The sequence below is a fragment of the Streptomyces sp. NPDC053673 genome (assembly GCF_055585225.1).
Genome location: NZ_JBVJKN010000009.1, coordinates 26,794 through 51,677 on the forward strand (window position 1 = coordinate 26,794; position 24,884 = coordinate 51,677).

At 71.9% G+C, this 24,884-nt stretch carries 25 protein-coding genes; 9 read left to right on the forward strand and 16 right to left on the reverse strand.

What is annotated here, in order from left to right; translation table 11 throughout:
• Positions 1-120 precede the first annotated feature (120 nt).
• From ACZ6ZQ_RS15320 to sigE, 4 genes are all read right to left on the reverse strand, one after another.
• Positions 121-561 (reverse strand): sec-independent translocase, encoded by a 441-nt coding sequence (locus ACZ6ZQ_RS15320; RefSeq protein WP_469769020.1) that lies wholly within the window; start codon positions 559-561, stop codon positions 121-123.
• A gap of 108 nt (positions 562-669) precedes the next feature.
• Positions 670-2,424 carry a S1C family serine protease gene (locus ACZ6ZQ_RS15325; RefSeq protein ID WP_469769021.1) on the reverse strand — a complete coding sequence of 585 codons (1,755 nt, stop codon included), beginning with the start codon at positions 2,422-2,424 and terminating at the stop codon, positions 670-672.
• Positions 2,425-2,541: 117 nt separating this feature from the next.
• Entirely contained in the window at positions 2,542-3,393 is an 852-nt protein-coding gene (locus tag ACZ6ZQ_RS15330) for an anti-sigma factor family protein (RefSeq protein ID WP_469769022.1), read from the reverse strand.
• The gene (gene sigE / locus ACZ6ZQ_RS15335) at positions 3,390-4,079 is read right to left on the reverse strand and encodes an RNA polymerase sigma factor SigE (RefSeq protein ID WP_469769219.1); all 690 of its coding nucleotides are present in this window, start codon (positions 4,077-4,079) and stop codon (positions 3,390-3,392) included. Before sigE ends, ACZ6ZQ_RS15330 begins: the two co-directional genes overlap by 4 nt.
• Before the next feature lie 212 nt (positions 4,080-4,291).
• Here sigE and ACZ6ZQ_RS15340 point away from each other — a divergent pair, with 212 nt between their 5' ends.
• The gene (locus tag ACZ6ZQ_RS15340; protein ID WP_469769023.1) at positions 4,292-4,957 is read left to right on the forward strand and encodes an O-methyltransferase; all 666 of its coding nucleotides are present in this window, start codon (positions 4,292-4,294) and stop codon (positions 4,955-4,957) included.
• Between the two features lie 132 nt (positions 4,958-5,089).
• On the opposite strand, the gene ACZ6ZQ_RS15345 is transcribed toward ACZ6ZQ_RS15340, so the two are convergent.
• Positions 5,090-5,257, reverse strand: a complete 168-nt coding sequence (locus tag ACZ6ZQ_RS15345; protein ID WP_003966491.1) for a DUF3117 domain-containing protein — start codon at positions 5,255-5,257, stop codon at positions 5,090-5,092.
• 336 nt (positions 5,258-5,593) lie between these two features.
• Between ACZ6ZQ_RS15345 and chcB the strand changes: the two genes are divergently transcribed.
• Entirely contained in the window at positions 5,594-6,394 is an 801-nt protein-coding gene (gene chcB / locus ACZ6ZQ_RS15350; RefSeq protein ID WP_469769024.1) for a 2-cyclohexenylcarbonyl CoA isomerase, read from the forward strand.
• A gap of 121 nt (positions 6,395-6,515) precedes the next feature.
• On the opposite strand, the gene ACZ6ZQ_RS15355 is transcribed toward chcB, so the two are convergent.
• Both ACZ6ZQ_RS15355 and ACZ6ZQ_RS15360 read right to left on the reverse strand, forming a co-directional pair.
• Positions 6,516-7,106 (reverse strand): DNA-3-methyladenine glycosylase I, encoded by a 591-nt coding sequence (locus tag ACZ6ZQ_RS15355; RefSeq protein ID WP_469769025.1) that lies wholly within the window; start codon positions 7,104-7,106, stop codon positions 6,516-6,518.
• Complete coding sequence (locus tag ACZ6ZQ_RS15360) at positions 7,103-7,564, reverse strand: hypothetical protein (protein WP_469769026.1); 462 nt, start codon at positions 7,562-7,564, stop codon at positions 7,103-7,105. Before ACZ6ZQ_RS15360 ends, ACZ6ZQ_RS15355 begins: the two co-directional genes overlap by 4 nt.
• Before the next feature lie 111 nt (positions 7,565-7,675).
• Here ACZ6ZQ_RS15360 and folP point away from each other — a divergent pair, with 111 nt between their 5' ends.
• On the forward strand, positions 7,676-8,548 hold the full coding sequence (gene folP / locus ACZ6ZQ_RS15365) for a dihydropteroate synthase (RefSeq protein WP_469769220.1): 873 nt from the start codon (positions 7,676-7,678) through the stop codon (positions 8,546-8,548).
• Positions 8,549-8,604: 56 nt separating this feature from the next.
• Here folP and ACZ6ZQ_RS15370 read toward each other — a convergent pair whose 3' ends face one another.
• Entirely contained in the window at positions 8,605-9,387 is a 783-nt protein-coding gene (locus ACZ6ZQ_RS15370) for an LOG family protein (protein ID WP_469769027.1), read from the reverse strand.
• A 152-nt stretch (positions 9,388-9,539) separates the two neighbouring features.
• Positions 9,540-10,619, reverse strand: a complete 1,080-nt coding sequence (gene dapE, locus ACZ6ZQ_RS15375) for a succinyl-diaminopimelate desuccinylase (RefSeq protein WP_469769028.1) — start codon at positions 10,617-10,619, stop codon at positions 9,540-9,542.
• Between the two features lie 191 nt (positions 10,620-10,810).
• Here dapE and ACZ6ZQ_RS15380 point away from each other — a divergent pair, with 191 nt between their 5' ends.
• Both ACZ6ZQ_RS15380 and ACZ6ZQ_RS15385 read left to right on the forward strand, forming a co-directional pair.
• Complete coding sequence (locus ACZ6ZQ_RS15380) at positions 10,811-11,758, forward strand: VldE C-terminal domain-containing protein (protein ID WP_469769029.1); 948 nt, start codon at positions 10,811-10,813, stop codon at positions 11,756-11,758.
• Positions 11,759-12,093: 335 nt separating this feature from the next.
• Entirely contained in the window at positions 12,094-12,546 is a 453-nt protein-coding gene (locus ACZ6ZQ_RS15385) for an ATP-binding protein (RefSeq protein ID WP_469769030.1), read from the forward strand.
• Between the two features lie 163 nt (positions 12,547-12,709).
• Here ACZ6ZQ_RS15385 and dapC read toward each other — a convergent pair whose 3' ends face one another.
• On the reverse strand, positions 12,710-13,828 hold the full coding sequence (gene dapC / locus ACZ6ZQ_RS15390) for a succinyldiaminopimelate transaminase (protein WP_469769031.1): 1,119 nt from the start codon (positions 13,826-13,828) through the stop codon (positions 12,710-12,712).
• Positions 13,829-13,919: 91 nt separating this feature from the next.
• Positions 13,920-14,240 (reverse strand): ferredoxin, encoded by a 321-nt coding sequence (gene fdxA / locus ACZ6ZQ_RS15395; protein WP_003985062.1) that lies wholly within the window; start codon positions 14,238-14,240, stop codon positions 13,920-13,922.
• A 139-nt stretch (positions 14,241-14,379) separates the two neighbouring features.
• Between fdxA and ACZ6ZQ_RS15400 the strand changes: the two genes are divergently transcribed.
• The 3 genes from ACZ6ZQ_RS15400 (at position 14,380) to ACZ6ZQ_RS15410 (ending at position 17,385) form a co-directional block, all read left to right on the forward strand.
• Positions 14,380-15,465 carry a GNAT family N-acetyltransferase gene (locus ACZ6ZQ_RS15400; RefSeq protein WP_469769032.1) on the forward strand — a complete coding sequence of 362 codons (1,086 nt, stop codon included), beginning with the start codon at positions 14,380-14,382 and terminating at the stop codon, positions 15,463-15,465.
• A 17-nt stretch (positions 15,466-15,482) separates the two neighbouring features.
• Complete coding sequence (locus tag ACZ6ZQ_RS15405; protein WP_469769033.1) at positions 15,483-16,322, forward strand: transglutaminase family protein; 840 nt, start codon at positions 15,483-15,485, stop codon at positions 16,320-16,322.
• 283 nt (positions 16,323-16,605) lie between these two features.
• Complete coding sequence (locus ACZ6ZQ_RS15410; RefSeq protein ID WP_469769034.1) at positions 16,606-17,385, forward strand: SDR family NAD(P)-dependent oxidoreductase; 780 nt, start codon at positions 16,606-16,608, stop codon at positions 17,383-17,385.
• 76 nt (positions 17,386-17,461) lie between these two features.
• Here the strand turns inward: ACZ6ZQ_RS15410 and ACZ6ZQ_RS15415 are convergent, their stop codons facing one another.
• The 5 genes from ACZ6ZQ_RS15415 to ACZ6ZQ_RS15435 all read right to left on the reverse strand — a co-directional run bounded on the left by ACZ6ZQ_RS15415 (position 17,462) and on the right by ACZ6ZQ_RS15435 (position 22,497).
• A complete protein-coding gene (locus ACZ6ZQ_RS15415) occupies positions 17,462-18,427 on the reverse strand; it encodes an NADP-dependent oxidoreductase (protein WP_469769035.1) in 966 nt (321 codons plus the stop codon).
• Positions 18,428-18,582: 155 nt separating this feature from the next.
• Positions 18,583-20,763, reverse strand: coding sequence for a peptidoglycan binding domain-containing protein (locus ACZ6ZQ_RS15420; RefSeq protein WP_469769036.1), 2,181 nt, complete (start codon positions 20,761-20,763; stop codon positions 18,583-18,585).
• Positions 20,764-20,940: 177 nt separating this feature from the next.
• Complete coding sequence (locus ACZ6ZQ_RS15425) at positions 20,941-21,342, reverse strand: DUF6113 family protein (protein WP_469769037.1); 402 nt, start codon at positions 21,340-21,342, stop codon at positions 20,941-20,943.
• Positions 21,342-22,250 (reverse strand): N-acetyl-1-D-myo-inositol-2-amino-2-deoxy-alpha-D-glucopyranoside deacetylase, encoded by a 909-nt coding sequence (mshB, locus tag ACZ6ZQ_RS15430; protein WP_469769038.1) that lies wholly within the window; start codon positions 22,248-22,250, stop codon positions 21,342-21,344. The genes ACZ6ZQ_RS15425 and mshB overlap by 1 nt, the downstream gene beginning before the upstream one ends.
• Before the next feature lie 52 nt (positions 22,251-22,302).
• A complete protein-coding gene (locus ACZ6ZQ_RS15435; protein WP_453664896.1) occupies positions 22,303-22,497 on the reverse strand; it encodes a hypothetical protein in 195 nt (64 codons plus the stop codon).
• Between the two features lie 199 nt (positions 22,498-22,696).
• Here ACZ6ZQ_RS15435 and ACZ6ZQ_RS15440 point away from each other — a divergent pair, with 199 nt between their 5' ends.
• The gene (locus tag ACZ6ZQ_RS15440) at positions 22,697-24,823 is read left to right on the forward strand and encodes a S9 family peptidase (protein WP_469769039.1); all 2,127 of its coding nucleotides are present in this window, start codon (positions 22,697-22,699) and stop codon (positions 24,821-24,823) included.
• Positions 24,824-24,884: the final 61 nt, after the last annotated feature.

Below are 24,884 nucleotides of genomic sequence, written 5' to 3' on the forward strand. Positions count from 1 at the left end.
CGCCTCCTCGATCACCAAGGTCCGGAACGGCCCGCCCCCCGCGGGCGTCCTCGTTTCCGGACAGATGGAGAGGATAGCCATCTCGCACCGGCTCGTAGCGGTTGATGGCGCTCAGGGCGCTCAGGTGGCGTCTGCGTCGAACGGCGGGCGCTCGCCCTGATCGACGGTTTCGCGCTTCTTGAGCAGATCCGGGGCGGCGCCGGGCGAGCCGTTGACCACGGCCGGGACGGAGCTGTCGGGCTCCTTGCCGTGCACGGCGTCCGCCACGTCGTTCATTTCCTTCTTGAGATCGAAGGTGCTGCGGATCTCCTTGAGATCCTCGTTCTCATTCAGCTGCTTGCGGATGAACGTCTTGGGATTGAGGTCCTCGAACTCGAAGTCCTTGAATTCCGGGCCCAGTTCGTTGCGGATGTCGTGCTTCGCGTTGTCGGAGAATTCCCGGACCTTGCGGATGAAGCGCGAGACGTCCTGGATGACCTTCGGCAGCTTGTCCGGGCCGAAGACGAGCACGGCAAGGACCACGAGTGTCACAACCTCGAGTGCGCCTATGTCATTGAACACCTTGCTGCTCCTTGTGTTCGTGTTCTCCGTGCCGCTGCCGAATGGCCGGATGGGGCCGGCTCCACGGTACCCGGCGAATCTGTCCGGACGGTACCTTCGGGGTGTCGCTCACGTGCCGGTCGACGAACCGAGCGTCACCGTCCTGGTCTGCTCTTTGCCCTTACGGGTCAGCGTGAGTTCCAGCCGGTCGCCGGGGCGGTGCGCGCGGATCTTGACGATGAGTTCCTCACCGCTGTGCACCCGCTGGCCGTCGACCTTGGTGATGACATCGCCCGGACGCAGACCGGCCTTGGCGGCGGGGCCGCCCGCGGTGACGGACGGGGCGCCGTCCTTGCCCTTCTCGCCCACGCGGGCGCCGTCGCCCGCATAGCTCATGTCGAGGCTGACGCCGATCACGGGGTGGGTGGCCTTGCCCGTGTTGATGAGCTCCTCGGCGACCCGCTTGCCCTGGTTGATGGGGATGGCGAAGCCGAGGCCGATGGAGCCTGCCTGGCCGGCCTTTCCGTCCGGGCCGGGTGCGCTGTCGGCGGCGCGGATGGCGCTGTTGATGCCGATGACGCGTGCTTTGGAGTCGACGAGCGGGCCACCGGAATTCCCGGGGTTTATCGGCGCGTCGGTCTGCAGCGCGTCGACATAGCTGATGTCGCTGCCGTCGCCCTCTTCACCGCCGGCGGTGATCGGGCGCTCCTTGGCGCTGATGATTCCGGCGGTCACGGTGTTCTGCAGGTCGAAGGGCGCGCCGATGGCGACGACGGGGTCACCGACCCGCACGTTGTCGGAGTTGCCCAGCGGCAGCGGCTTGAGGCCGGAGACGCCGCGGACCTTGACGACGGCGAGGTCGTAGCCGCTGTCCTTGCCGACGAGGGTGGCGCGCGCGGTCTCGCCGCCGCTGAAGGTGACGGAGATGTCTCCGGAGCTGCCGGCCGGGGCGACCACATGGTTGTTGGTGAGGATGTGGCCCTGCGCGTCCAGGACGAAGCCGGTGCCGGTGCCCTGCTCGCCGCCGCCGCTGACGTGCAGCGTCACGACACTCGGGAGCGCGCTGGCGGCGATGCCGGCGATGCTGCCGGGGGCCCGGCCGGAGTCCTCGGGGCCGGCCTGCGGCAGCTCGACGGTGGTGATTCCGCCGTTCCGTTCGAGGTACGCGCCGACGCCGCCGCCGAGCACTCCGGCGAGCAGCGCGAAAAGCAGCGCGCCGACGAGGGCCACGCCGCGCCTGCTCTTCTTCTTGGGCGGCTCGCCGGCCCGGGTGAGGGTGCCTCCGGGGGCGCTCCAGGGGTCGTACTGGGTCCACTGCGCGGGTACGGCTGCGGGTGCCGGTGCGGGCTGTGCGTACCCGTTGCCCGAGGGGTACTGCGGCGGGACATGCGTCCCGTGCGCCGGCGTGCCGCCCACAGGTCGCTGCACGGGCGGGGCAGGCGCCCACGGCCCGGGGCCCCCGTACGGCGGTGTCCGGTACTCGTCGGGCTCGTGCATCGGCTGCATACCCGCGCCACCGGTGGGGTGGCCTCCGGCGGGGGCAGCCGCGGCGTGCGAGGCCTCGGGAGCCGGGACCTCGGGTGCGGGGACCACCGGCGCCGGGGTCTCCCGGACCGTCCCGGCCTCGCCGGGCGCCGGGGCGGACGGTGAGGCCACCGGGGCGGCGGGTGCCGCCAGGGGGTAGTCGGGCTGATCGTCGATATGGGCGGCCGGTGCCGCAGGCGGCACGACGTCAACGGCCAGGACGGTGTCCGTGGGCTCCGAGAGGTCCGTAGGCTCCGTGAGCGGCTCCGTCGGAGCCGCGTCGGGCGCCGACGGTGTCTCCGTACGGGCCGGGCGGCTCCACCACTTCGGCTTGGGACCCGTCGGCTTCCCGTTCTCCATGCTCTCCCCGCAACTGGCCAGTCCGCGCGCCCCGCCGGGCACCCCTCCCCTGGATTCAACCAGGTTTGCCGATGGTGTCCCACAGGGTGCCCGGTCACCCGGGCGCCGGAGGCCGGATCAGCGCTGGGTCGGGGACGCGAGCCGGCTGGGCAGCGGGGTGGCCGACAGCGTCGGGCCGGGGGCCGTGGCGAGCTGGAACGCCGAGCCCGTGGGCCGTATCAGCGGCGGCGTGGACCCGCCCGTGAGCAGAGCCGGCGCCGCGAAGGGGTGGGACAGCGGCTGTGCCTGGGTCAGGGCCCGCGGGGCCATCGCCGCGGCCCGCTCACCGCTCAGACCGACCAGCCCGGTCGCCCCGCCGCGACGGCGGTTGGTTTCCGCTCCGCTGCTGGTCGCGGTCGCCGTGCGCAGCGGTGTGACGCTGTTGCCACGATGGTCCCCGCGGGCCGATACGTCTCCCGTGGCGGCGAGCGGCAACGTCCCGCCCAGGGCGATCGCCGCGAACGAGACGGCGCTGGCCGCGGCGAACGCGAACCTGCGGCCGCGCCACGGCGAACGCTCGGCTTCCTGACGTCCCACGTCGTGGATGCGGAACCCTGATCCGGGCCCGCCGCCGGGCAGCCCGGGCCCGCCGGGGACGTACCCGAAGCCCTCCGGGGTCACGCCGAAGACAGCATCGGTGAGGCGCCCCCCGCCGAAGGGACCTCCCCGCCCGTCGTCATCACCTCCGGGCGGCCCGGCGGGCAGCCCCTGCAGCCGCGCGAGCAGGCCCTCGGAGGGCGGTGGCGGGGCGGCAGTGGCGAAGACGCTCTTCAGCCGGCGCTGCGCGTCGGCCTCGGCCTTGCACTTGGGACAGGTCGCCAGATGGGCCAGGACGCGCTCGCGCGCGTCGTGTTTCAGCTCGCCGTCGACCAGGGCAGCGAGCCGGTCCCCCAGATGCTGCTCCGCGGGGGTGGGAGTTGTGCCGCTCACGCCGTCCCGCCCTCCCCGGCCACGCCCGCGAGCGCGCGCTGCTCGGCACGCGCCTCGGGAGAGCGGTGCTGCAGGGCCTTGCGCAGATGGGACCGGCCGCGGTGGATACGGCTGCGGACGGTGCCGAGCTTGACGCCGAGCGTGGCCGCGATCTCCTCGTACGAGAGACCCTCGATGTCACAGAGGACCACGGCCGCGCGGAACTCGGGCGCGAGGGTGTCGAGCGCCTGCTGGACGTCGGCGTCGAAGTGCGTGTCGTGGAAGACCTGCTGGGGGGACGGCTCACGGCTGGGCAGCCGCTCGGCCGCGTCGTCGCCGAGCGCGTCGAAACGGATGCGCTGCTTGCGGCGGACCATGTCGAGGAACAGATTGGTGGTGATGCGGTGCAGCCAGCCCTCGAACGTCCCCGGCGTGTAGGTCGACAGGGAGCGGAAGACACGGACGAAGACCTCCTGGGTGAGGTCCTCCGCATCGTGCTGGTTTCCGGTCAGACGGTAGGCGAGACGGTAGACCCGGCCGCTGTGCGTGCTGACGATGTCCTCCCAGGAGGGAGGAGTCCACGCCTGCGATTCCGCATCCGATGCGAACGTCGCGGTGGGTACGGAGTCGGCCTGGCGGGAACGGGCGTCAGCGGTGTCGGTCACGGATTTCGGCTCACCCGCCGACCTGAGAAGGCGCCGCAGCACCCCTCTCCGATCCACAGGCGCAGCCGCACCTCCCCTGTCGGCTCTGGTGGTGTCCAGTGGAGTCCCTACCATAGCCACCTCGCCCGTTAGCTCCGGATAAGAATCTTTACGCGAATTTGGGAACGGGTGTCTTCCGTCCACCCCTTTCCCCCTGCCCCTCATAACGCCCGGTCCCATCTGCGGGTTCCCGGGTGCAGCGGATACAGTCACGGTTGCGCCGACTACGGGGACAGGAGAGGGCCATTACCGCCAACCGGCAGACGAGCTGGGCGTTCGCCGACGCCTTTGTCGCCGAGGACGAAGCTCTGCGCTGGGCCCGTGAGCGGGCCCGGGAGACAGGGCTGCCCTCGGTGTCGCCGGGCACCGGCGCAGCCCTGCGACTGCTGGCCGCGACGGCGGACGCCAAGGCGGTGGCGGAGATCGGTACCGGCACCGGGGTCTCCGGGATCTATCTGCTGCAGGGTATGCGGCCCGATGGCGTCCTGACGACCGTCGACCCCGAGCCGGAGCGCCAGCAGTTCGCACGGCAGGCGTTCCGGGCCGCTGGTTTCGCGGGGAACCGGGCGCGGTTCATCCCCGGCCGCGCCCTCGACGTACTGCCGCGGCTCGCGGACGGCGGATACGACCTCGTCTTCTGCGACGGCGACCGGATGGAGTCGCTGGAGTGTCTCGCTGAATCGTTGCGCCTGCTGCGGCCTGGGGGTCTTGTGTGCTTCGAGGGCGTCTTCGCGGACGGCCGCACGGTCGATTCGGCGGCGCAGCCCGGTGAGGTCCTGCGGGTGCGGGAGCTGCTGCGAGCGGTACGGGAGAGCCAGGAACTGATTCCGTCGCTGCTGCCGGTGGGCAACGGGCTGCTGTGCGCGGTGCGCCGCGGCTGATCCGGCCGGCCCGCTCCACCGCAGCGCACCGCGCACAGCAGCCCGCCGCGCGTACGGGCGCACATACGACACCGCCCCGGCGCAGCATGATGCCGTGCCGGGGCAGTGCGGAAAGGTGTGGGCGCTTCCGCGTCAGCCGACGACCTTCTTGAGGGCGTCACCGAGGGCGTCTGCCTCGTCCGGAGTCAGCTCGACGACAAGCCGACCGCCGCCTTCGAGCGGAACGCGCATGACAATGCCCCGCCCCTCCTTGGTCACCTCGAGCGGGCCGTCGCCCGTCCGCGGCTTCATGGCCGCCATGCTCGTTCCCCTTCCTGAAACCAGCTCATCGTCAGCCGACGGCCCCCTGGATGGGCACGCGTCACCGGCATCGAACACATTGCTTCCCAGCCATTATCCCGCATCGCGGGACCCGATGACCAACATCAGTCGGCATCGCTTGCGCAACGCGCTTTCACAAAACCGCCCATTTCGGGGATCCGCCTGCGATACTTCGCCCTCGCCTCACCTTCGCACGCCCAATCCGGGTCTCGGATTCTTTGACACAGGTCACATACCGGGGCGCATGTCAGGCCTCGGCGATCTCCGCCATGCTGGGCTGGACATCACTGCCTGAGGCGCAAAGGGGACCCTGTCATGGCCGACACCGTGCTGTACGAGGTGAGCGACGGACTCGCGACGATCACGATCAACCGGCCCGAGGCCATGAACGCGATGAACACCGAGGCCAAGGTCGCCCTTCGGGACGCGCTGCAGGCCGCTGCCGCGGACACCGCCGTACGGGCGGTGCTGCTGACCGCATCGGGGCGCGCGTTCTGTGTGGGCCAGGACCTGAAGGAGCACATCTCCCTGCTCGTGTCCGACAAGGAGTCGGGTACCAGCCACACGATGAACACCGTGCGTGATCACTACAACCCCATCGTGCGAGCCCTGACCGAGATGCCGAAGCCGGTGGTGGCGGGGGTGAACGGGGTGGCCGCGGGCGCGGGTCTGGGCTTCGCCCTGGCCGCGGACTACCGGGTCGTCGCCGACTCCGCGAAGTTCACGACCTCCTTCGCCGGGGTCGCGCTGACCGCCGACTCCGGGGTCTCCTGGACGCTGCCCCGGCTGATCGGCGCGAGCCGCGCGGCCGATCTGCTGCTGTTCCCGCGGTCGATCACGGCTCAGGAGGCATACGACCTGGGCATCGCGAACAAGCTCGTACCGGCCGACGATCTCGCGGCCGAGGCGGCGGCGGTGGCCCGGGCGCTGGCGGAGGGGCCGACTCTCGCGTACGCCGCGATCAAGGAGTCGCTCGCGTACGGCGCGGATCACTCGCTCGACGAGACGCTGGCCAAGGAGGACGAGCTGCAGACCAGGGCCGGCGCATCGGAGGACCACGCGATCGCGGTCCAGGCCTTCATCGCCAAGGAGAAGCCGAAGTACCTGGGCCGGTAGGGGCTGCCCCGGACCTCCGGACCCCCGGACCCCCAGCCATCGAAGTGCCGGGCGGCTCCATCGGAGACCGCCCGGCACTTCGAGGAGCGGGCCCGGGCAGCGCGAGCCCCGACCGCACCCCTTACGCCGTGCCGGCCCGGCGGGCGACGCAGTCCGCCAGGTGGTCGTCGACGAGGCCGCACGCCTGCATCAGCGCGTATGCCGTCGTGGGGCCGATGAAGCGCAGTCCACGCTTCTTGAGGTCCTTGGAGAGGGCCTTGGACTCGTCCGTGACCGCCGGTACGTCCCCGATGGTGCGCGGCGCCGGGCGGGAGTCCGGGTCCGGCGCGTACGACCAGATCAGGGCGTCGAGCTCGCCGGCCGGCCAGTCCGCGAGCGCGCGAGCGTTGGCCAGGGTCGCCTCGATCTTGGCGCGGTTGCGGATGATTCCGGGGTCGGCGAGGAGGCGCTCCTGGTCGGCATCGGTGAAGGTGGCCACGGACGCGATCTTGAAGTCGGCGAAGGCCTGCCGGAAGCCCTCACGGCGGCGCAGGATCGTGATCCAGGACAGCCCGGACTGGAACGCCTCCAGCGCCAGCCGCTCGAACAGCGAGTCGTCCCCGTGGACCGGCTGGCCCCACTCCTCGTCGTGGTACGTGACGTACTCCTCGGTGGACAGGCCCCACGGGCAGCGCAGCCGCCCGTCAGGACCCGCAACGGCACCGCCGCTCATCGCTCCTGCTCCTCTCCGGGCCCGGGCTCCCCGTCGAAGTCCTTGTCGAAGTCCTCGTCGAAGTCCTTGGCGAGGTCCTTGTCGAAGAACCCGGGCCGCTCCGGCCGCTCGAACCGGCCCGGCTGCGGCTCGTCGAACAGCTCGGGCGGGCTGACCGCCGTCGCCTGCTGCCCGGCCAGGGCCGACTCCAGCTCGGCGATCCGCGCGTCCCGCTCCGCGAGCTCCGCGCCGAGCCGGCCGAGCACCTCGTCGACGTCCGCCATCCGGTAGCCCCGCGCCGCAACGGGCAGGCGCAGTGCCTCGACATCGGCGCGGCCCACCGGACGCGTCACCGGCAGCGGGTCCACCAGCTGCTCGGGCGCCGCTTCCGGAAGGACCGCACTCTCACCGCCGCCGACCACCGCGAGGGTGACCGCGGCGACCACCACGACCATCGCGATCAGCAAGAACCAGAACACAGCGAGCCTCTCCCCGGGGCAGGAAACCGTCTGCTGCCGATCGTGCCATGCGCCACCGACAGTTAAGGTCGCAGGCGAACGATCGCGAGGAGGAAACGGCGGATGCAGGGTATGCACAGCGGGGCTCTGCGGCTGGGGCGGCGTGAATTCGACGCCCAGGAGCCGGTGATCATGGCGATCGTGAACCGGACCCCGGACTCCTTCTACGACCAGGGTGCGACATTCCGCGACGAGCCCGCACTCGCCCGCGTCGAGCAGGCGGTGTCCGAGGGCGCCGCCATCATCGACATCGGTGGCGTGAAGGCCGGTCCCGGGGAGGAGGTCACGGCCGAGGAGGAAGCGCGCCGTACGGTCGGCTTCGTCGCCGAGGTCCGCCGTCGCTTCCCGGATGTGGTGATCAGCGTCGACACCTGGCGGCACGACGTGGGCGAGGCCGTCTGCGAGGCGGGCGCGGATCTGCTCAACGACGCGTGGGGTGGCGTGGATCCGAAGCTGGCCGAGGTGGCGGCCCGGTACGGGGTGGGCCTGGTGTGCACCCACGCGGGCGGCGCGGAGCCGCGGACCCGGCCGCACCGGATCGCGTACGACGACGTGATGGCGGACATTCTGCGGGTGACGACCCGACTGGCCGAACGGGCGGCGGCGCTCGGTGTGCGCCGGGACGCGATCCTCATCGACCCCGGTCATGACTTCGGGAAGAACACCCGGCACTCGCTGGAGGCGACCCGGCGGCTCGGCGAGATGGTGGAGACGGGCTGGCCGGTGCTGGTCTCGCTGTCGAACAAGGACTTCGTGGGCGAGACCCTCGACAGGCCGGTGAAGGAGCGGGTGATCGGCACTCTCGCGACGACCGCGGTGTCGGCGTGGCTCGGCGCGCAGGTCTACCGCGTCCACGAGGTCGCGGAGACCCGGCAGGTGCTGGACATGGTGGCGTCGATCGCGGGCCACCGGCCCCCGGCGGTCGCCCGCCGGGGACTCGCCTGAGCCGCGGATCCCGAGGGTCGGAACCAGGGCGGAATCCGTAGGCCTAAGGACAGCCCTTAGGCCTCGAAGCCCTCGAAGGGGATCGTCGGGGGCGGGCCGGTCTCCTTCGTGACCAGCGCGACCGCCTCTTCCACGTCGTCCGTGACGTGGAAGAGCAGCAGGTCACGCTCGGACGCCTTGCCATGGGCGACCACGGTGTCACGCAGCCACTCCACCAGGCCGCTCCAGTACGCCGAACCGAAGAGCACGATGGGGAAGCGGGTCACCTTGCGGGTCTGGACGAGGGTGAGGGCCTCGAAGAGCTCGTCCAGCGTGCCGAAGCCTCCGGGCAGGACGACGAAGCCCTGCGCGTACTTCACGAACATCGTCTTGCGGACGAAGAAGTAGCGGAAGTTCACGCCGATGTCGACGTGCGGGTTGAGCCCCTGCTCGAAGGGCAGCTCGATGCCGAGCCCGACGGAGATGCCCCTGGCCTCCCGGGCGCCCCGGTTCGCGGCCTCCATCGCGCCGGGCCCGCCACCGGTGATCACGGCGAAGCCGGCCTCGACGAGCGCCCTGCCGATACGGACACCCGCTTCGTACTCGGAAGTGCCGGGCGCGGTCCTCGCGGAGCCGAAGACGCTGATCGCACTGGGCAGTTCGGCGAGGGCGCCGAAGCCCTCCACGAACTCCGACTGGATGCGCATGACCCGCCAGGGATCGGTGTGCACCCACTCGGAGTCCCCCTCGGTGTCCAGCAGGCGCTGGTCCGTGGTGCCGGGCTGGATCTGATCTCTGCGGCGCAGCACCGGTCCCAGCCGCTGTTCCTCCGGCTGCCGTGCTTCGTCGGGGTTGCCCATGACCTGCTCCCTCCGCTGCGGTGCTCGTTCGAGGTCAGGGTAGGTCGACGGAGATGGACGGGAGCGAAATTCCGGTGGTCGGTCAGTGCGGGCCGAACGATCGCCGACCGGTCAGGGCGGGATCGGACCGTGAGCGGTCATCCAGGGCGAGATCAGGCGGTGAGCCAGTCCCGGAGTCGGTTCTCGCAGTGCGTGATCTTGTCGATGGCCACGTGTTCGTCGCGCTTGTGGGCGAAGAGCGCGTCTCCGGGTCCGTAATTGACCGCCGGGACACCCAGCGCGCTGAACCGCGAGACGTCGGTCCAGCCGAACTTGGGCTGCGCGGTGCCGCCGACCGCCTCCATGAAGGCGGCGGCCGCCGGGTGGGAGAGTCCGGGCAGCGCCCCGCCCGTGTGGTCGTCGACGGTGAACTCGGCGACGCCGCAGTCCGCGAAGACCTCGCGGACGTGCGCCTCCGCCTCGGCCATGCTGCGGTCCGGCGCGTAGCGGTAGTTGATCACCACGGTGCACTCGTCGGGGATGACATTGGTGGCGACGCCGCCCTCGATCCCCACGGCGTTGAGGCCCTCGCGGTACTCGAGCCCGTCGATCACCGGGCGGCGCGGTTCGTACGAGGCGAGACGGGCCAGGATCGGCCCGACGGCGTGAATGGCATTGGAGCCCATCCAGCTGCGCGCGGAGTGTGCGCGCTCCCCCGTCGTACGGAGATGGACCCGCAGCGTGCCCTGGCAGCCGCCCTCGACCTGGGCGTCGGACGGCTCCAGCAGCACGGCGAAGTCGCCCTCCAGCCATTCGGGGTGGGCGTCGGCCACATGCCCCAGACCGTTGAGGTGTGCGGCGACCTCTTCGTTGTCGTAGAAGACGAAGGTGAGGTCGCGGTTGGGCGCCGGGACGGTCGCGGCGATCCGCAGCTGGACGGCGACGCCCGACTTCATGTCCGAGGTGCCGCAGCCCCAGAGGATGCCGTTCTCGTCCAGCTCGGAGGGGACGTTGTCGGCGATCGGCACGGTGTCGATGTGCCCGGCGAGGACGACCCGCTCGGCGCGGCCCAGGTGCGTGCGGGCGACGACGTTGTTGCCGTGCCGGTCGACGGTGAGGTGCGGGAGGGCGCGCAGCGCCTGCTCGATCGCGTCGGCGAGGGCCTTCTCGTCGCCGCTGACCGACGGGAAGTCGACCAGGCGTGCGGTGAGCTCCGGGGCGTCCAGGGTGAGGTCAAGCGCGGTTTCGGGCATGGCCCGACCCTAACGCCCCGTACGCCGGGCCTCCGGCCGACCGGTCGCGGGACCCGGCCTGTCCGGCTGCCGGTCGCGGACCCGGCTCCGGTCCCGGTCCCGGTCCGTAGCCCCGGTGCACAGGCCCGGCCCGGCCGACCCGGTGCACAGGACCGGGGAGGGCCGCCACCGGCCTCCAGTACGGTGGGCCCGTGACCGAGACCGCCTCCCCCGTCCGGCGCGGCCGCCTCTTCCGTATCGCGGCCGCGCTCGCCGTGCTGCTGGCGCTGATCGCGTACGTGGTCGTGCAGTACGTGAGCGGGGGCGGCGGCTCGCCGCGGTGTGTGGTGCGCTCCGCCGACAGCCCGGGCTCCGGTGCCGGTACCTCGTACGAGCTCAGCCCGGAGATGGCCGCCAACGCCGCCACGATCTCCGCGGTGGGCACGACCCGGGGGATGCCGGAGCGTGCGGTCACCATCGCGCTGGCGACTGCCCTGCAGGAGTCCGCGCTGCGCAACATCAACCATGGCGACCGGGACTCGCTCGGCCTCTTCCAGCAGCGCCCCTCCCAGGGCTGGGGCAGCGCCAAGCAGATCCGCGACCCCGTCTTCGCCGCCGGCAAGTTCTACGACCATCTCGCCGAGGTACCCGGCTACTCGCGGCTGCCCCTGACGGTGGCGGCCCAGCGCGTCCAGCGCAGCGGCTTCCCCCAGGCCTACGCGAAGCACGAGCCGGACGCCTCACTGCTCTCCGCCGCGCTGACCGGCCGCGCCTCCGCCTCCCTGACCTGCACGGCGCGCGTTTCCGCGGGGCCCGGCGACCCGGCGAAGCTCCGCTCGGAACTCGTGCGCTCCTTCGGCCCCGGGGTCCTTCCCGCGGCCGGCGGCACGGGGCGCGCGGGCGCGCCCCGCCCGGCCGAGCTGACGGTGCCGGTGAACGCGACAGCGGCCACGGACACCGGCGACACGGGCGGCGCGGACCGCCGCGGCTGGGAGCTGGCCCACTGGGCGGTGGCCAAGGCCGCGGAGCTCCGGATCGCCGAGGTCGCGTTCGGCGGCAAGGTCTGGAGCGTGGACGAGGCCGACGAGGGCTGGCGCGCGGCGGATTCGGGCGCCGGGACACCGGACGCCGGGGCGGTCCGGATCCGCGTCGCGTCGTAGCGGCCCTCACTCCGCATTCCGCATCGCGCAACCGTCCGAGGCGCCACTCTCCCGAGTTACTCGGTGCGCATCCCGGCGATGTTTTTCCGGCTTGTTCGGAGCCGTTCGAGGCCGTTCATCAATTCCCCTGCGCCACAAGGGAAGTGACGGTTCAGCAGACTGTCCGCACCCGCATTGTTCGCCCATTTTTGTCCGCAGCCGATAATGCGATGCATTACGAACTCTTTACCTCAGCTCACCGCAACCTTCCCGGGCCCACGAGCGGTTGTCAGTGCGTCCGATCGCCGGACAGTCACCACAGCACGACCCCAACGTTCTCTCGTCGAAGGAGCACCATGTCCCTCCCCCTGACCCGCCGGATCGCCCGTGCCGCGCTGCTCGTCGCAGCCGGCGCAGCTCCCGTGGTCGGTGCGGCCGGCTCCGCAAGCGCCGCGGAGCTTGCGCCCGCCCAGGACCTGGGCGGCCTGACCCAGCTGGACGGCGACGCAGTCGGCACCGCCACGGACGGTGCCACGCGCCAGGCGGCCGGCCTGGCGAACGAGGCCGGCGGCAAGGTGGTCGGCACGACCCTCCCGGCCGCCTCCAGCACGCTCGGCGACGCCGCCGAGTCGGGTGTCCCCGCCGCTCAGAAGACGGCCGGTGGGGCCGCCGGCACCCTGGGCGAGACCGCGGCCACCGCGACCACGCAGGGTGCGCCCGCGGTCGAGTCGCTGACCGGGGGCGGCGTCCCGGACGCGGGCAGCGCGCTGCCCGTCGGCGAGCTGCCCGCGAAGGGCCTGGTCGGCTGATTCACCGCGCGCCGCACGCGGACACGCACCCCACACACGGAAGGGCCCTCGGGAGCACGAACTCCCGAGGGCCCTCCCGTATGCCCGGCACGCCGGCATGCCTGACGAGGCCCGGCGAGGCCCGGCATGCCTGACGAGGCCGCACGAGGCCTGGCGCGCGATCTCAGCCGAGGCGCTTGACCGCCGCCTCGACCCGCTCGTCGGTCGCCGTGAAGGCGACGCGTACGAACCGCTCCCCCGCCTCCCCGTAGAAGTCCCCGGGCGCGACCAGAATGCCCAGCTCCGCCAGATGCGCGACGGTGTCCCAGCAGGGCTCGTCGCGGGTCGCCCACAGGTAGAGGCTCGCCTCGCTGTGCTCGATCCGGAAGCCGTGCTTCAGCAGCGCCTCGCGCAGCGCCCCGCGCCGCGCCGCGTACCGGTCCCGCTGCTCCGCGACATGCGTGTCGTCGCCGAGCGCCGCGACCGTCGCCGCCTGCACCGGCGCCGGCGTCATCATTCCGCCGTGCTTGCGGACCTGCAGCAGCTCACCCAGCACGGCCGCGTCGCCCGCGACGAAGGCCGCGCGGTATCCCGCCAGGTTCGAGCGCTTGGACAGCGAGTGGACGGAGACGATGCCTTCGTACGTACCACCGCAGACATCCGGATGCAGTACGGAGACGGGCTCGGCTTCCCAGCCCAGCTCGAGGTAGCACTCGTCGCTGAAGACCAGCACACCGTGCTCGCGCGCCCACGCGACGATCCGGATCAGCTCGTCCTTCGACAGGACCCGGCCGGTCGGGTTGGACGGCGAGTTCAGCCACAGCAGCTTCAGTCCGGCGGGGTCGAGTCCGGTCCCCGCGGCGTCGGCCGCAATTGTCTCGGCGTCGTACACGACCGGGGTGGCGCCGCAGAGTCGCGCGCCGACCTCGTACGTCGGGTAGGCGAGGCGCGGGTACCCGACCTTGTCGCCGGCGCCCAGGCCGAGCTGGGTCGGCAGCCAGGCCACCAACTCCTTGGAGCCCACCACGGGCAGCACATTGGTGTGCCCGAAGGACACGGCCCCGAGCCGTCGCTCGCACCAGCCGACCAGCGCGTCGCGCAGCGCGGCCGTCCCCCACACAGTCGGATAGCCGGGCGAGTCCGCGGCGGCGACGAGGGCCCGCTGGATCAGCGCGGGGACCGGGTCGACGGGTGTGCCGACGGAGAGGTCGACGATGCCGTCCGGGTGGGCCGCGGCGGTCGCTTTGTACGGCTCCAGCTTGTCCCAGGGAAAGACGGGGAGACGGGACGATACGGCGGACACGGTGCTCACTTTCTCGTACGTACGGCGCGGGGCGGCGCAAACGCCTCGGTCCCGTACGGCGGACGTACCGTACGGGACCGAGGTCGCGCGATCAGCCGTTCTGCGGCGGAAGCGCGGCGATGAAGGGGTGGTCGCGCTCGATCAGGCCCAGCTTGGAGGCGCCACCGGGCGAACCGAGCTCGTCGAAGAACTCGACGTTCGCCTTGTAGTAGTCCTTCCACTCCTCGGGAGTGTCGTCCTCGTAGAAGATCGCCTCGACCGGGCAGACCGGCTCACAAGCACCACAGTCGACGCATTCGTCCGGGTGGATGTACAAGGACCTTGAGCCCTCGTAGATGCAGTCGACGGGGCACTCCTCGATGCACGCCTTGTCCTTGACGTCGACACAAGGCTGCGCGATGACGTAGGTCACGCTGTCGTTCCTCCTCCGTAGGGCGCGGCGTCCGATCTCCGGCTCGCCGCGGGGCTGCGCGGGAGCGCGGCGTCGTCGATGCCCGCCCCTAGTATCTCCGTTCCTGGGGATGATCCGAACAGGAGGGGAGGACTGAGCTGTGGAATTCACCGCCGGGGGACGTCTGGAGGTCCGCATCACCCCCGCTGACGTGGGCAAACGTGTTTCGGTCCGGCGGCTCGCCGAGGAGGGGTCCGGGTCGGAGAAGTTCACCGACACGGTTGGTGTTCTCACATCCTGGGACAACGGTGTGCTGCTGATCACACGCAGGACCGGCGAGACCGTCCGTATCCCGGAATCGTCGCTGGTCGCAGGCAAGACCGTGCCCACCGCGCCGGCTCGTCGGCGGGGTCCCGCGGCGTCCTTCGAGGAGCTCGCGAGGGTGTCCGCGCGGGCGTGGCAGCCGGTGGAGAGCGAGCCGCTCGGGGAATGGCAGCTGCGGGCGGCATTCCAGGAGACTCCGCGCGATGGGGGTGCCCCCGGACGGAGTCTGGGGGAGCGTCCTGGAGGGGTGGCGGCCGGGCGACGGGTGGGCTTCACTCGGCGCGCGAACTCGGTGCTGGCGCTGGGCGACCCGGGCATGCCGCTGGACGACGCGCTGGAACGGATTGTCGCCTGGTACGCGGAGCGTGATCTTCCGCCCTACATCCAGACCGCGACCGGCGCGGAGGGCACGCAGGAGCGGCTCTGCGCGGAGCTGGAGAGCCGCGGCTGGGAGCGCGAGGTGACGGCGGAGCTGCGCGTCGGCGGGCTCGCGGCGGTCGGCGACATGGACGTGGATGTGTCGCGGGTGCGGCTCGCGCGGTCCGTCGACGAGCCATGGCTCCGGCGCTACCAGCGGTTCGCTGTGCCGGGCCCACATGTGCTGAAGGTACTGGGCAGCGGCCCGTCTGTGTGGTTCGCGACCGTGCCGGGCGAATCCGAGATCCCTGCGGCCATCGGCCGTTGTGTGGTCGACGGACGCTGGGCAGGCTTCATGGCGGTGGAGGTGGACCCCGCCCGGCGGAGGCAGGGCCTGGCGACGGCCGTGATGGCGGCGCTCGCCCGCCGCGCCCTGGACGAGGGTGCGTCGGCAGCCTGGCTGCAGGTCGAGTCGGACAACGGCGGGGCCCGGGCGCTGTACGAGGGGATGGGTTTCGCGGTTCATCACCTCTACCACCATTTCCGATACTCCCGATCTTCCTGAACGGGTACGAGACGCATATGCACCCGCCACACCCCGAGGCAACGCGCTGGCGGCGCCGGTTCGCCGAGGAGGCCCGCGCCGACCGGCCCGACCTTGCGACGCTGTGCCTGCTGGTGGGCACGGAGGCGGACCCGTCGCTGGACGAGGCCGCTCTGGACGCCGCCCAGATGGAGCTGGACCGGCTGGCGGGAATGCTGCCGTACGGCATCGCAGGTCCCGAGTCCTGGGCGGCGGCCCTGGCCGCCCTCCTCGGCGAGCGCTGCGGCTTCCACGGCACGCCCGGCTGCTACCAGCGTCTGGAGTCCTCCCTGCTCCACGAGGTCCTGCGGCGCCGTCGCGGCCTGCCGATACTCCTCTCGGTCGTCTGGCTGGAGGTCGCCCGCCGCGCCGGGGCGCCCGTGTACGGCGTCGCCCTCCCGGGCCACTTCGTCGTCGGCTTCGGCGATCCGGCGAACCCCGTGCTCGCGGACCCTTTCGCGGGCGGCCGCCTGCTGACCGGAGCGGACGCGGAGCTCCTCGTCGTGGGCGCGACGGGCGCGCCGCTCGACCCGTCGATGCTGATCCCGGCGAGCCCGCTGCAGATCGTCCTGCGCATCCTCAACAACATCCGCGCCTGGTCGGCCGCGCGCCCGGAGCGTACGGATGTCGCGCTGTGGGCCGTCGACCTCTCCCTGCTGCTCCCCTCCCACCCGGCCCGTCTCCGCTTCGAACGAGCCCAACTCCTCGTCCAGTGCGGGGAATTCCTCGCGGGAGCGGCGGAGATGGACGCGTACGCGGACGTCGTCTCGGCGGTGGAGCCGGCGACGGCGGCGTCGATCAGGCGCCGGGCGCACGCGGCGCGGTCGATGCTGAACTGAGGCGGGAGGCTCTGCGGCCCCGGCCCCGGGCCCGGGCCCGGCACGAGAGGTACCTCCACTCGTACGAGTTGTGCCGGTCGTGCCGCGATCGTCACACGTCGGCCCCGCTGCCCCGGCCGCGATGCGGGCGGTGTGAGCGGCGGGGACCACGGGCGATGCGGCCCGTTGCCTCAAGCCTGTGCCGCACGTGGCCGATCACGTTCGTGAAGACGTGGAAAAGCGGCGCCGAGCCGGTTCGGTTCGCCGCCGGGGCCAGGTGCTCACGAACGAAGGGAGAGACACCGTGGATCTCGGACTGGAAGGCCGCGTGGCCCTGGTCACCGGCGCGAGCAGGGGAATCGGGCTCGCGATCGTGAAAGCCCTGGCGGCCGAGGGGGCCCGGGTGGTGGCCGCCGCGCGCAGGTCTTCCGACGAGCTCGACGCGCTGATCCGGAGCGGACCGGTGCGCCTGGTGCGGGTGGATCTGGCCGACGGCGACGCTGCCGCGCAGCTGGTCGACGCGGCCGGGGACCAGGTCGACATTCTCGTGAACAACGTGGGTTCGGCCGCTGCGCGGCCCGGCGGGTTCCTCGGCACCACGGACGAGGAGTGGGAGGCGACGATGAACCTCAACCTGTTCGTCGCGGTGCGCGTCACGCGGAGGGTCCTGCCGCTGATGCTCGCCAAGGGTCGCGGCTCGATCGTCAACATCGGCTCGGTCAATGCCGTGTTCCCCGACCCGGGCGTGATCGACTACTGCGCCGCCAAGGCCGCGCTGGCGAACTTCTCCAAGGCCGTTTCCAAGGCGGTGGGCGGCCAGGGGATCCGGGTGAACACGGTCAGCCCGGGCCCCGTCGAGACCGACCTGTGGCTGGGCGCCGACGGCGTTGCGGCCACCGTGTCCCAGGCGACCGGGATGGCGCCGGAGGACGTGACCGCCCGGGCCGCGGGCCTCGCGGTCACCGGCCGGTTCTCGAAGCCGGCCGAGGTCGCGGACGCGGTGCTGTTGCTGGCGAGCGACCGGGCGGCCAACATCACCGGCTCCGACATCACCGTCGACGGCGGGTTCGTGACCACCTGGTAGGCGGGGCCCGGCACCAGGTCGGGTCCCGGGACCGGTGGGCGGGGGCCTGACCACCTGGCAGGCGGATTGGTGGCCGTCAGGAGGTGCCCCCGTGATCGACACGCAGGACGACCTTGCCGCGCGGATGGTCCGTCACGAGCGCCTCGTAGGCCGCTCGTGTCTCGGTGAGCGGCACCACGCGGTCCACCACCGGCCTGAGCTTTCCCTCGTCGATCAGTTCGTTGATGGCCACCAGGCCGGGCCGGTCGGGTACGACGATGAAGAACAGGCCTCGTACTCCATGAGCGGCGGCTTTCTCCTGGTCCGGCGGCTGGACGATGCTGACCAGGGTTCCGCCCGGGCGCAACGTCGCCCAGGACCGGTCCAGGGTTTCTCCGCCGACCAGGTCGAGCACCACGTCGACGTCCCGCACCAGGTCCTCGAAACGCTCGGCCTTGTAGTCGATGACCCGTTCCGCGCCGAGCCCGGTGACGAAGTCCTTGTCGCGCGCCGAGGAGGTGGCGGTCACCCGCCCGCCCAGGGCCACGGCGATCTGCACGCCCAATGTGCCGACGCCTCCGGCGCCCCCGTGGATCAGGACGTGCTGTCCCGGTTGCAGCGCGGCATGCTCCACCAGCGCCTGCCACACGGTGAGGGCGGCGAGCGGGAGTGCCGCCGTGTGTTCGTGGTCCAGCGCGGCCGGCTTGGAGGCGAGCATGTCCGCGGGGACGGTGACGTACTCGGCGGCCGCACCGTCGCGGGTGAACGGGATCAGCCCGTAGACGTCGTCGCCGACCGCGAGGTCGGTCACTCCACTGCCGAGCGCGGCCACCACGCCCGAGAACTCGTGCGCGGGGACGGTGGGCGTGCGGTCGCGCCCCGTCGCGTCGAGACTGTCGGTCCAGGTGGCGTCCCAGGCGAGCTCGCCTGCCGTGACGGAGGCGGCGCGGACCGCGACGAGCACTTCGCCCGCCGCCGCTTCGGGCCGCGGCGCCGACTCGTACGCGAACCGTTCCGGGCCGCCTCGCTCATGGGCCCGTACTGCGTGCATCGTGGTGGCCATGAGGTGATCGTTGCCATGAACGGGCCGGTCTCAGTCCGTCGGCAGCCCTCAGTCACTCCTTGGGCAGAAGCCCGGAGCACTCCTTGGGCGGAACCCCGGGAGCCCCGGTCCGTCATCGCGGACAGGGGCTCCCGGGGTTCCGGGGCGGATGCGTGTCAGCCCTGCGGGTTCAGCTCGATCGTCTGCGTACGGTCGGCCGGGGTCTTGCCGAGGAGCGCCTTCTGCATCGCGAAGGCGACGTCGTCCGCGGACAGCTGATGCTTGTTGCCGTCCCCCTTGGTGATCATGATGCCGTCGAAGACGCCGTCCAGGAGCTCGTTGATGGCCTTCTTGTCGTAGACCTCGACCAGCCGCCCGTCGACCGCCTTCATCGAGAGGATCTTCGGCAGGGACCTGGAAGGTCCGAACTGGATCTCCTTGCCACCCGCCTTGATCGTGATCAGGCCGGACATGGCGGGCCCGGCGAACTCCTTCATCGCCCGGTCCAGTTCGGTCTGGGTGATGGTCGGCTCGCGGGTGGCGACCGGCAGCTCCACGGTGTTGATACGGCCGGTCTCGACCTGGGCGCGGTACGCGTCCCGCACCGAGATCATCGACTGCCGGACATCCAGCGCCTTGCCCGACTTGCCCGGTACAGGGACGGCCTTGCCCGGCTCGAACCTGATCGTGCCCTCGGTGGCCGAGCCCGACGCGCCCGCCAGGTCGGCCAGCGCGACGCTCAGCTTCTCCTCGTCGACCGGGATGACCGGCTGGGCCTCGCGCTCGCCGCCGAAGAGGGTGGCGATCACCGAGACCGGGTTGTAGTCGCTGCCCGCGGCGCCGCGGACGGTCGCCTGGCTGTCGAGGCTGAGGCCCGCCTTGTCCGGGGCGAGCTGCTCCTTCTGGCCGCCGACGGTGAGCTGCAGCGGCGACGTGGCGCGCTTGCCGAGGGCGGCTTCGAGCTTGGCGACCGCCTGGTCCCTGGTGCCGCCGCCGATGTCGACGCCGAGGACCGTGGTGCCCTTGGGCACGTCGGAGTGGTTGAGCAGCAGCCCGGCGCCGTACGCGACACCGAGCAGGCCGAATACGCCCGCTCCGGCGAGCACGAGCTTGGAGCGGCCCTTCTTCGCCGGCCCGGACGAGGACGACGAGGAGGACGGCGACGAGGCCGCGGGGGCGGGCGGGGTCGCCGACGGTCCCGGCGCGGTGCGCGCCGATGCGGCCGGGCCGGGGAAGTCCGGCGCCGAGAAGTCCGGCGCGGACGGGCCGCCGGGGCCGCCCGAAGGCCACGGCGAGTTCGTGGCGTCGGGACCTGCGGGCGCGAACGGCGAGCGGTGTTGCTGCGGCGGGACCACCGGGATGCCGCTGGTCAGCGTGTCCCCGGAGACGTTGCCGCCGGGTCCGGAGGGGCCGGGAGGGACGATCGGACCCGCCGGACCGGCCGGGCCGGTCTCGGGGGCGGGCTGCTGCGGGGTGAGTACGGCGGTGTCGTCGCTCATCCGGGGAGCACCGCCGTGCCCTGGTGCGCCGCCACCCGGCGCGAACGGCGAGGTACCGGTGGCCGGCCCCGCCGTGGGACCCGCGGGACCCGTGGGGCCGGCGGGTGCGGAACCCGGCGGGCGCACCCCGAGCTGGGGCGTGGCACGGCCTTGTGCGTTCGTGTCCGCCGCGAGGTCGTCGAGCCCGCTCCTGGGGCGGGACCCGGCGCCGGTCGGGGCATCCGAGAAGTACGGAACGCCGGGCGCGGGCGTCTGCCCGTTCGGAGCGCCGGACGGACCGGGGATCCGATGCGCACCCGTGTCGTCGACACCGGAGGCCGGACCGGCACCCGACGCCGGACCGGCACCTGCGCCCGGACCCCGTCCCGGGGCCGGGGCGGCAGCCGGAGGAGGCGTCTGAGCCGGCGTCTTGCGGGGAGCGAACCAGTCGCTGGTCCGCTCCTCGGCGGGCTTCTCCACCGCCTCGGCCTCACCCGTGCCACGCCCGGCGTCCGCGGCGGTGGCAGCGCGCTGCGCGGGCGCGGGCGGCCGCGGCGTGCTGCCCGTGCGTTCGGCGGCGCCGTCGCGCTGCGCCACGACGTTCTTCTTGTCCACGTCGCTCATCGGCGTACGCATGACGACCGGGGGGATCGGCCGCGAACCCGGAATATTGATCCGGATGCGGGTCGTCAGCGTCGTCTCGGTCCTGGGCTCGTCCGGCTGCGGCGCGGACGCCGGCTCGGCTCCCTCCTCCGGAGCGTCCTGCGTGGGATGCAGCGACGGATACTGGCGGGAGCCGTACGGCGGTGTCCCCGAAGGGTACGCGGCTCCGCCACGCCCCTGGGGGCCGGAGGACGAACTGTCAGTTTCACGGCTCAAAGCAGGTTCTCCCGGTTGGCTCCGCCGCCCGTTCTTACTTTGTTCTCACTGCTGCGGGCGGCTCGGCGGCGCGCACCACCATACTGGCCGCCGCCGGAGCGTATCCGGCGACTGCGCGAAGCGACGTTCCGCGGCCGCCGCAACGAGCGTGGGCAATTCGGCCTCAGATGGGACACGTCACTTGCCAAGTCGGCCGGAACTCCCGCCCGGTTGCGGCAACCGCGACATGGTGGCACACATCACAGCGATCACCATTCCGCCCAGCAGAAAGACGATCTCGCCGAGCCCGCCCGCGAAGACACCGTCGCCCTCCGGCCGTCCGGCGCTGAGCAGGAGCACGGCGACGAGCCAGCCCGCGGCCGGTGCCAGCACTCCGAGCTGGGTGCCGGTGGCGCGCAGGCCACCGTAGAAGAGACCTGCCGCGCCGAGCAGCGCCAGCACCAACCCGGCCGGGAACCAGGCGGCTTGGACGAGCGATCCCGCGGCCCCGACAGGGACACCGAGGACGGCGAGACCGATGTACGCGGCGATGCGTCCCGGCTTGGGGGGTCTGGCCGGCCAGGCTCCGGGCTGACTCATCACGCGGCCTCCTGTGTCGTCGTGCCGGTCGCGCCGGCGAACAGATCGTGCTCGCGCTCGCCCTCCGGTGCGCCGGAGCGGCCGCGCACCAACTGGTAGTACTCGGTGGTGAACAGCGGCTGGCCGAGATCGTTGGAAAGCGCGAAGAAGGGCCCGTCCACGGCGATTTGGGTGGTGTGCGCACGCATCGCGGCGGCCTTGTGCGCGAGGTAGGCGGAGCCGTCGATCTCGGCGGTGATCTCCGAGTCGTCCACTACGCCGGGAATGTCCTCGATATCCGCGATGCCGGGGAAGTCGGCGCCCGCGGCACGCAGCCGGGCGAAACCCTCCTCGGCGACCGAGCGCGGCACCCGGTTCCAGTAGATCTTGGCGATGGTGTGCGGGGCGCCGAGGTCGCGCCGGAAGGCGGGCTCCGCGGCGAGATCGGCCGCGCGCATGGCGACGCGGTGCGCCTGGATGTGGTCGGGGTGGCCATAGCCCCCGTGCGGGTCGTACGTCACGAGGACCTGCGGCCGTACGGCACGGATCACCTCGACGAGATACGGGGCGGCGTCGTCCACGTCGGTGCTCCAGAACGCGCCGGGGCGGCGGTTCTGGGGGAGGCCCATCATCCCGGAGTCACGGAAGCGCCCGGGGCCGCCGAGGAACCGGTGGTCGTCGACGCCCAGCTCCTTCATCGCGGCGGCCAGTTCACCGATCCGGTGCGCGCCGAGGCTGTCCTCCCTGTCGGCGGTCAGATGCGCGAGCTCGGGCGGGATGACCTCGCCCTCCTCGCCGAGGGTGCAGGTCACCAGGGTGACCTTGGCGCCCTCTGCGGCGTACCGGGCCATCGTGGCGCCATTGTTGATCGACTCGTCGTCGGGGTGCGCATGCACCAGGAGCAGACGACGGGCTGGGAGATCCGTCATGGCCCCAGCCTACGAGGCCCGGACCCAGGTGGTGTCTTGCGGATCGGGCCCGTCAGAACTTGATGCCGCCGATCATGCCCGCCACATTCGTGGTCAGCTCCGTGATGGTGGGCGCGAGGGAGGAGCTGGACAGGTAGAACCCGAGGAGCATGCAAACCGCCGCATGTCCGGCTTTCAGTCCGGATTTCCGGACCAGCAGGAAGACGACGATCGCCAGCAGCACCACCGCCGAAATCGAGAGTGCCACGGCGGTCACCTCCACAAATATTCGGTCCGGACCGGGCAGCTTGCATGTGCCAGGAGGTTCATACCCACCTAGCGCTACGGATCATAACTATCCGTACCACCGCATCGATCGGTGCACGGCAGCACATGGGGGCGCACACCCTCCGCCGAGTCCGTCGGACGCGGGCGAAACGGCGGCGCCAACGGCTAGGTTCGGTCGCATGACCATGAGGCAGCAGCTCTCCTTCCCCCGCCAGTACGCCAGGACGCAGCGCTTCACCCTCGGCGCACCGCGCGCGTTCACGGTGTCCCCGGACGGCTCCCGGGTGGTGTTCCTGCGGTCCCCTTCGGGGACGGAACGGGCGCACCGGCTCTGGGTGCTGGACCTCGAGGGGGACGTACGTGAGCGGGTGGCCGCCGATCCGGACGCCCTGCTGGGCGGGGCGGCCGAGGAGTTGTCCGCCGAGGAGCGGGCGCGGCGGGAGCGCAGCCGTGAGGCGTCGGGGGGAATCGTCGGGTATGCCGTGGACCGGGAGGCGGAGTTGGCGGCGTTCGCCCTGTCCGGGCGGCTCTTCACCGCGGAGCTGCGGGCCGGGACGGCACGTGAACTGCCGGCCGCCGGGCCGGTGATCGATCCGCGGCCTTCGCCGGACGGGCGGTTCGTCGCCTATGCGGCCGCGGGCGCGCTGCGGGTGATCGGCGCGGAGGGCGAGGGGGACCGCGCGCTGGCCGAGCCGGAGGACGAGCGCACGGCATACGGGGTGGCGGAGTTCGTCGCGGCCGAGGAGATGGGGCGCTCGCGCGGCTTCTGGTGGGCTCCGGAGTCCGACCGGCTGCTGGTCGCGCGGGTGGACGAGTCGCCCGTACGGCGTTGGTGGATCGCGGATCCGGCGCATCCGGACCGGGAGCCGGCGGCGATGACGTACCCGGTGGCCGGGACGGCGAACGCGGACGTACGGCTCTTCCTCATGGGGCTCGACGGCTCACGCACCGAGGTCGGGTGGGACCGGGAGCGGTATCCCTATCTGGCCCGGGTGCACTGGTCGTCGGCCGGGGCTCCGCTGCTGCTCGTGCAGTCCCGGGACCAGCGGACGGCGCTGCATCTGGCGGTGGACACGGAGACCGGTACGACGCGCACGGTGCATGTGGACGAGGACCCGGCGTGGATCGAGCTGCTGGCCGGGGTGCCCGCGTGGGCTCCGGACGGAAGGCTGGTGCGGGTCGCGGACGAGGGCGGGGCGCGGGTGCTGGCCGTCGGCGACCGGCCGCTGACCGGGCCGCAGTTGCATGTCCGGGCGGTGCTGGACATCGGTGAGTCGGATGTCCTGGTGGCGGCCTCGGCAGGTGAGAACGCCGCGGACCCGGAGATCGGCGAGATCCATGTGTACCGGGTCAACGAGCTGGGGATCGAGCGGCTCTCCGAGGGCGCGGGGCTGCATTCCGCCGTGCGCTCGGGGCCGGTGACGGTGCTCGCCTCCGCGCGGCCCGAGGTGAGCACCTCGACGGTTCAGGTGCTCCGGGACGGGAAGCCGGTGGCCGCGATCGCCTCGTACACGGAGGAACCCGTCCTTTCGCCCCGTGTGCAACTTGTCGAGGGGGGCGCACGGCGAATCCCGTGCGCCGTCCTGCTTCCGTCCGACTATCAGGAGTCGGACGGTCCGCTTCCCGTCCTGCTGGACCCGTACGCCGGACCGCACGGACAGCGTGTGGTCGCCGCGCGCAATCCGCATCTCACCTCGCAGTGGTTCGCCGATCAGGGCTTCGCGGTGGTCGTCGCGGACGGGCGCGGCTCCCCCGGCCGTTCGCCCGGCTGGGAGAAGGGGATCAAGGACAATCTGCTGCTGACGCTCGACGACCAGGTCGACGCGCTGCACGCACTGGCGGACCGCTTCCCGCTGGACCTCGGCCGGGTGGCCATCCGCGGCTGGTCGTACGGCGGCTATCTCGCCGCGCTCGCGGTGCTGCGCCGGCCCGATGTGTTCCACGCGGCGGTCTCCGGCGCGCCGGTCACCGACTGGCGGCTGTACGACACCCACTACACCGAGCGCTATCTCGGCAGCCCCGAGGAGCAGCCCGAGGTCTACGCGGCGAACTCCCTCGCCACGGAGGCGGGGCTGACCGATCCGGCCGAGCCGGTACGGCCGCTGATGATCCTCCATGGCCTGGCGGACGACAATGTGGTGGTGGCACACAGCCTCCGGCTCTCATCGGCACTGCTCGCGGCCGGACGCCCCCATGAACTGCTGCCTCTCACGGGCGTCACGCATATGACACCTCAGGAGCAGATCGCGGAGAACATGCTTCTGCTCCAGGTGGAGTTCCTGAGGCGCTCCCTGGGGATGGACTAGTGCCGCGACCGGCAATGTTTGCCCGTCAGGGAGCGTCGTCCGGTGCGTGCCATCGCAAGGC

What these genes read in the sequence shown, in the direction of transcription:
- chcB (WP_469769024.1), top strand. Translation starts at nt 5,594, where the DNA reads ATGGCCGACACCGTGCTGTACGAGGTGAGCGACGGACTCGCGACGATC.
- ACZ6ZQ_RS15440 (WP_469769039.1), top strand. Translation starts at nt 22,697, where the DNA reads ATGACCATGAGGCAGCAGCTCTCCTTCCCCCGCCAGTACGCCAGGACG.
- mshB (WP_469769038.1), bottom strand. Translation starts at nt 22,250, where the DNA reads ATGACGGATCTCCCAGCCCGTCGTCTGCTCCTGGTGCATGCGCACCCC.
- ACZ6ZQ_RS15405 (WP_469769033.1), top strand. Translation starts at nt 15,483, where the DNA reads ATGCACCCGCCACACCCCGAGGCAACGCGCTGGCGGCGCCGGTTCGCC.
- ACZ6ZQ_RS15345 (WP_003966491.1), bottom strand. Translation starts at nt 5,257, where the DNA reads ATGGCGGCCATGAAGCCGCGGACGGGCGACGGCCCGCTCGAGGTGACC.
- ACZ6ZQ_RS15385 (WP_469769030.1), top strand. Translation starts at nt 12,094, where the DNA reads ATGTCCCTCCCCCTGACCCGCCGGATCGCCCGTGCCGCGCTGCTCGTC.
- ACZ6ZQ_RS15325 (WP_469769021.1), bottom strand. Translation starts at nt 2,424, where the DNA reads ATGGAGAACGGGAAGCCGACGGGTCCCAAGCCGAAGTGGTGGAGCCGC.
- dapE (WP_469769028.1), bottom strand. Translation starts at nt 10,619, where the DNA reads ATGCCCGAAACCGCGCTTGACCTCACCCTGGACGCCCCGGAGCTCACC.
- ACZ6ZQ_RS15370 (WP_469769027.1), bottom strand. Translation starts at nt 9,387, where the DNA reads ATGGGCAACCCCGACGAAGCACGGCAGCCGGAGGAACAGCGGCTGGGA.
- ACZ6ZQ_RS15425 (WP_469769037.1), bottom strand. Translation starts at nt 21,342, where the DNA reads ATGAGTCAGCCCGGAGCCTGGCCGGCCAGACCCCCCAAGCCGGGACGC.
- ACZ6ZQ_RS15415 (WP_469769035.1), bottom strand. Translation starts at nt 18,427, where the DNA reads ATGGCCACCACGATGCACGCAGTACGGGCCCATGAGCGAGGCGGCCCG.
- ACZ6ZQ_RS15355 (WP_469769025.1), bottom strand. Translation starts at nt 7,106, where the DNA reads ATGAGCGGCGGTGCCGTTGCGGGTCCTGACGGGCGGCTGCGCTGCCCG.
- folP (WP_469769220.1), top strand. Translation starts at nt 7,676, where the DNA reads ATGCACAGCGGGGCTCTGCGGCTGGGGCGGCGTGAATTCGACGCCCAG.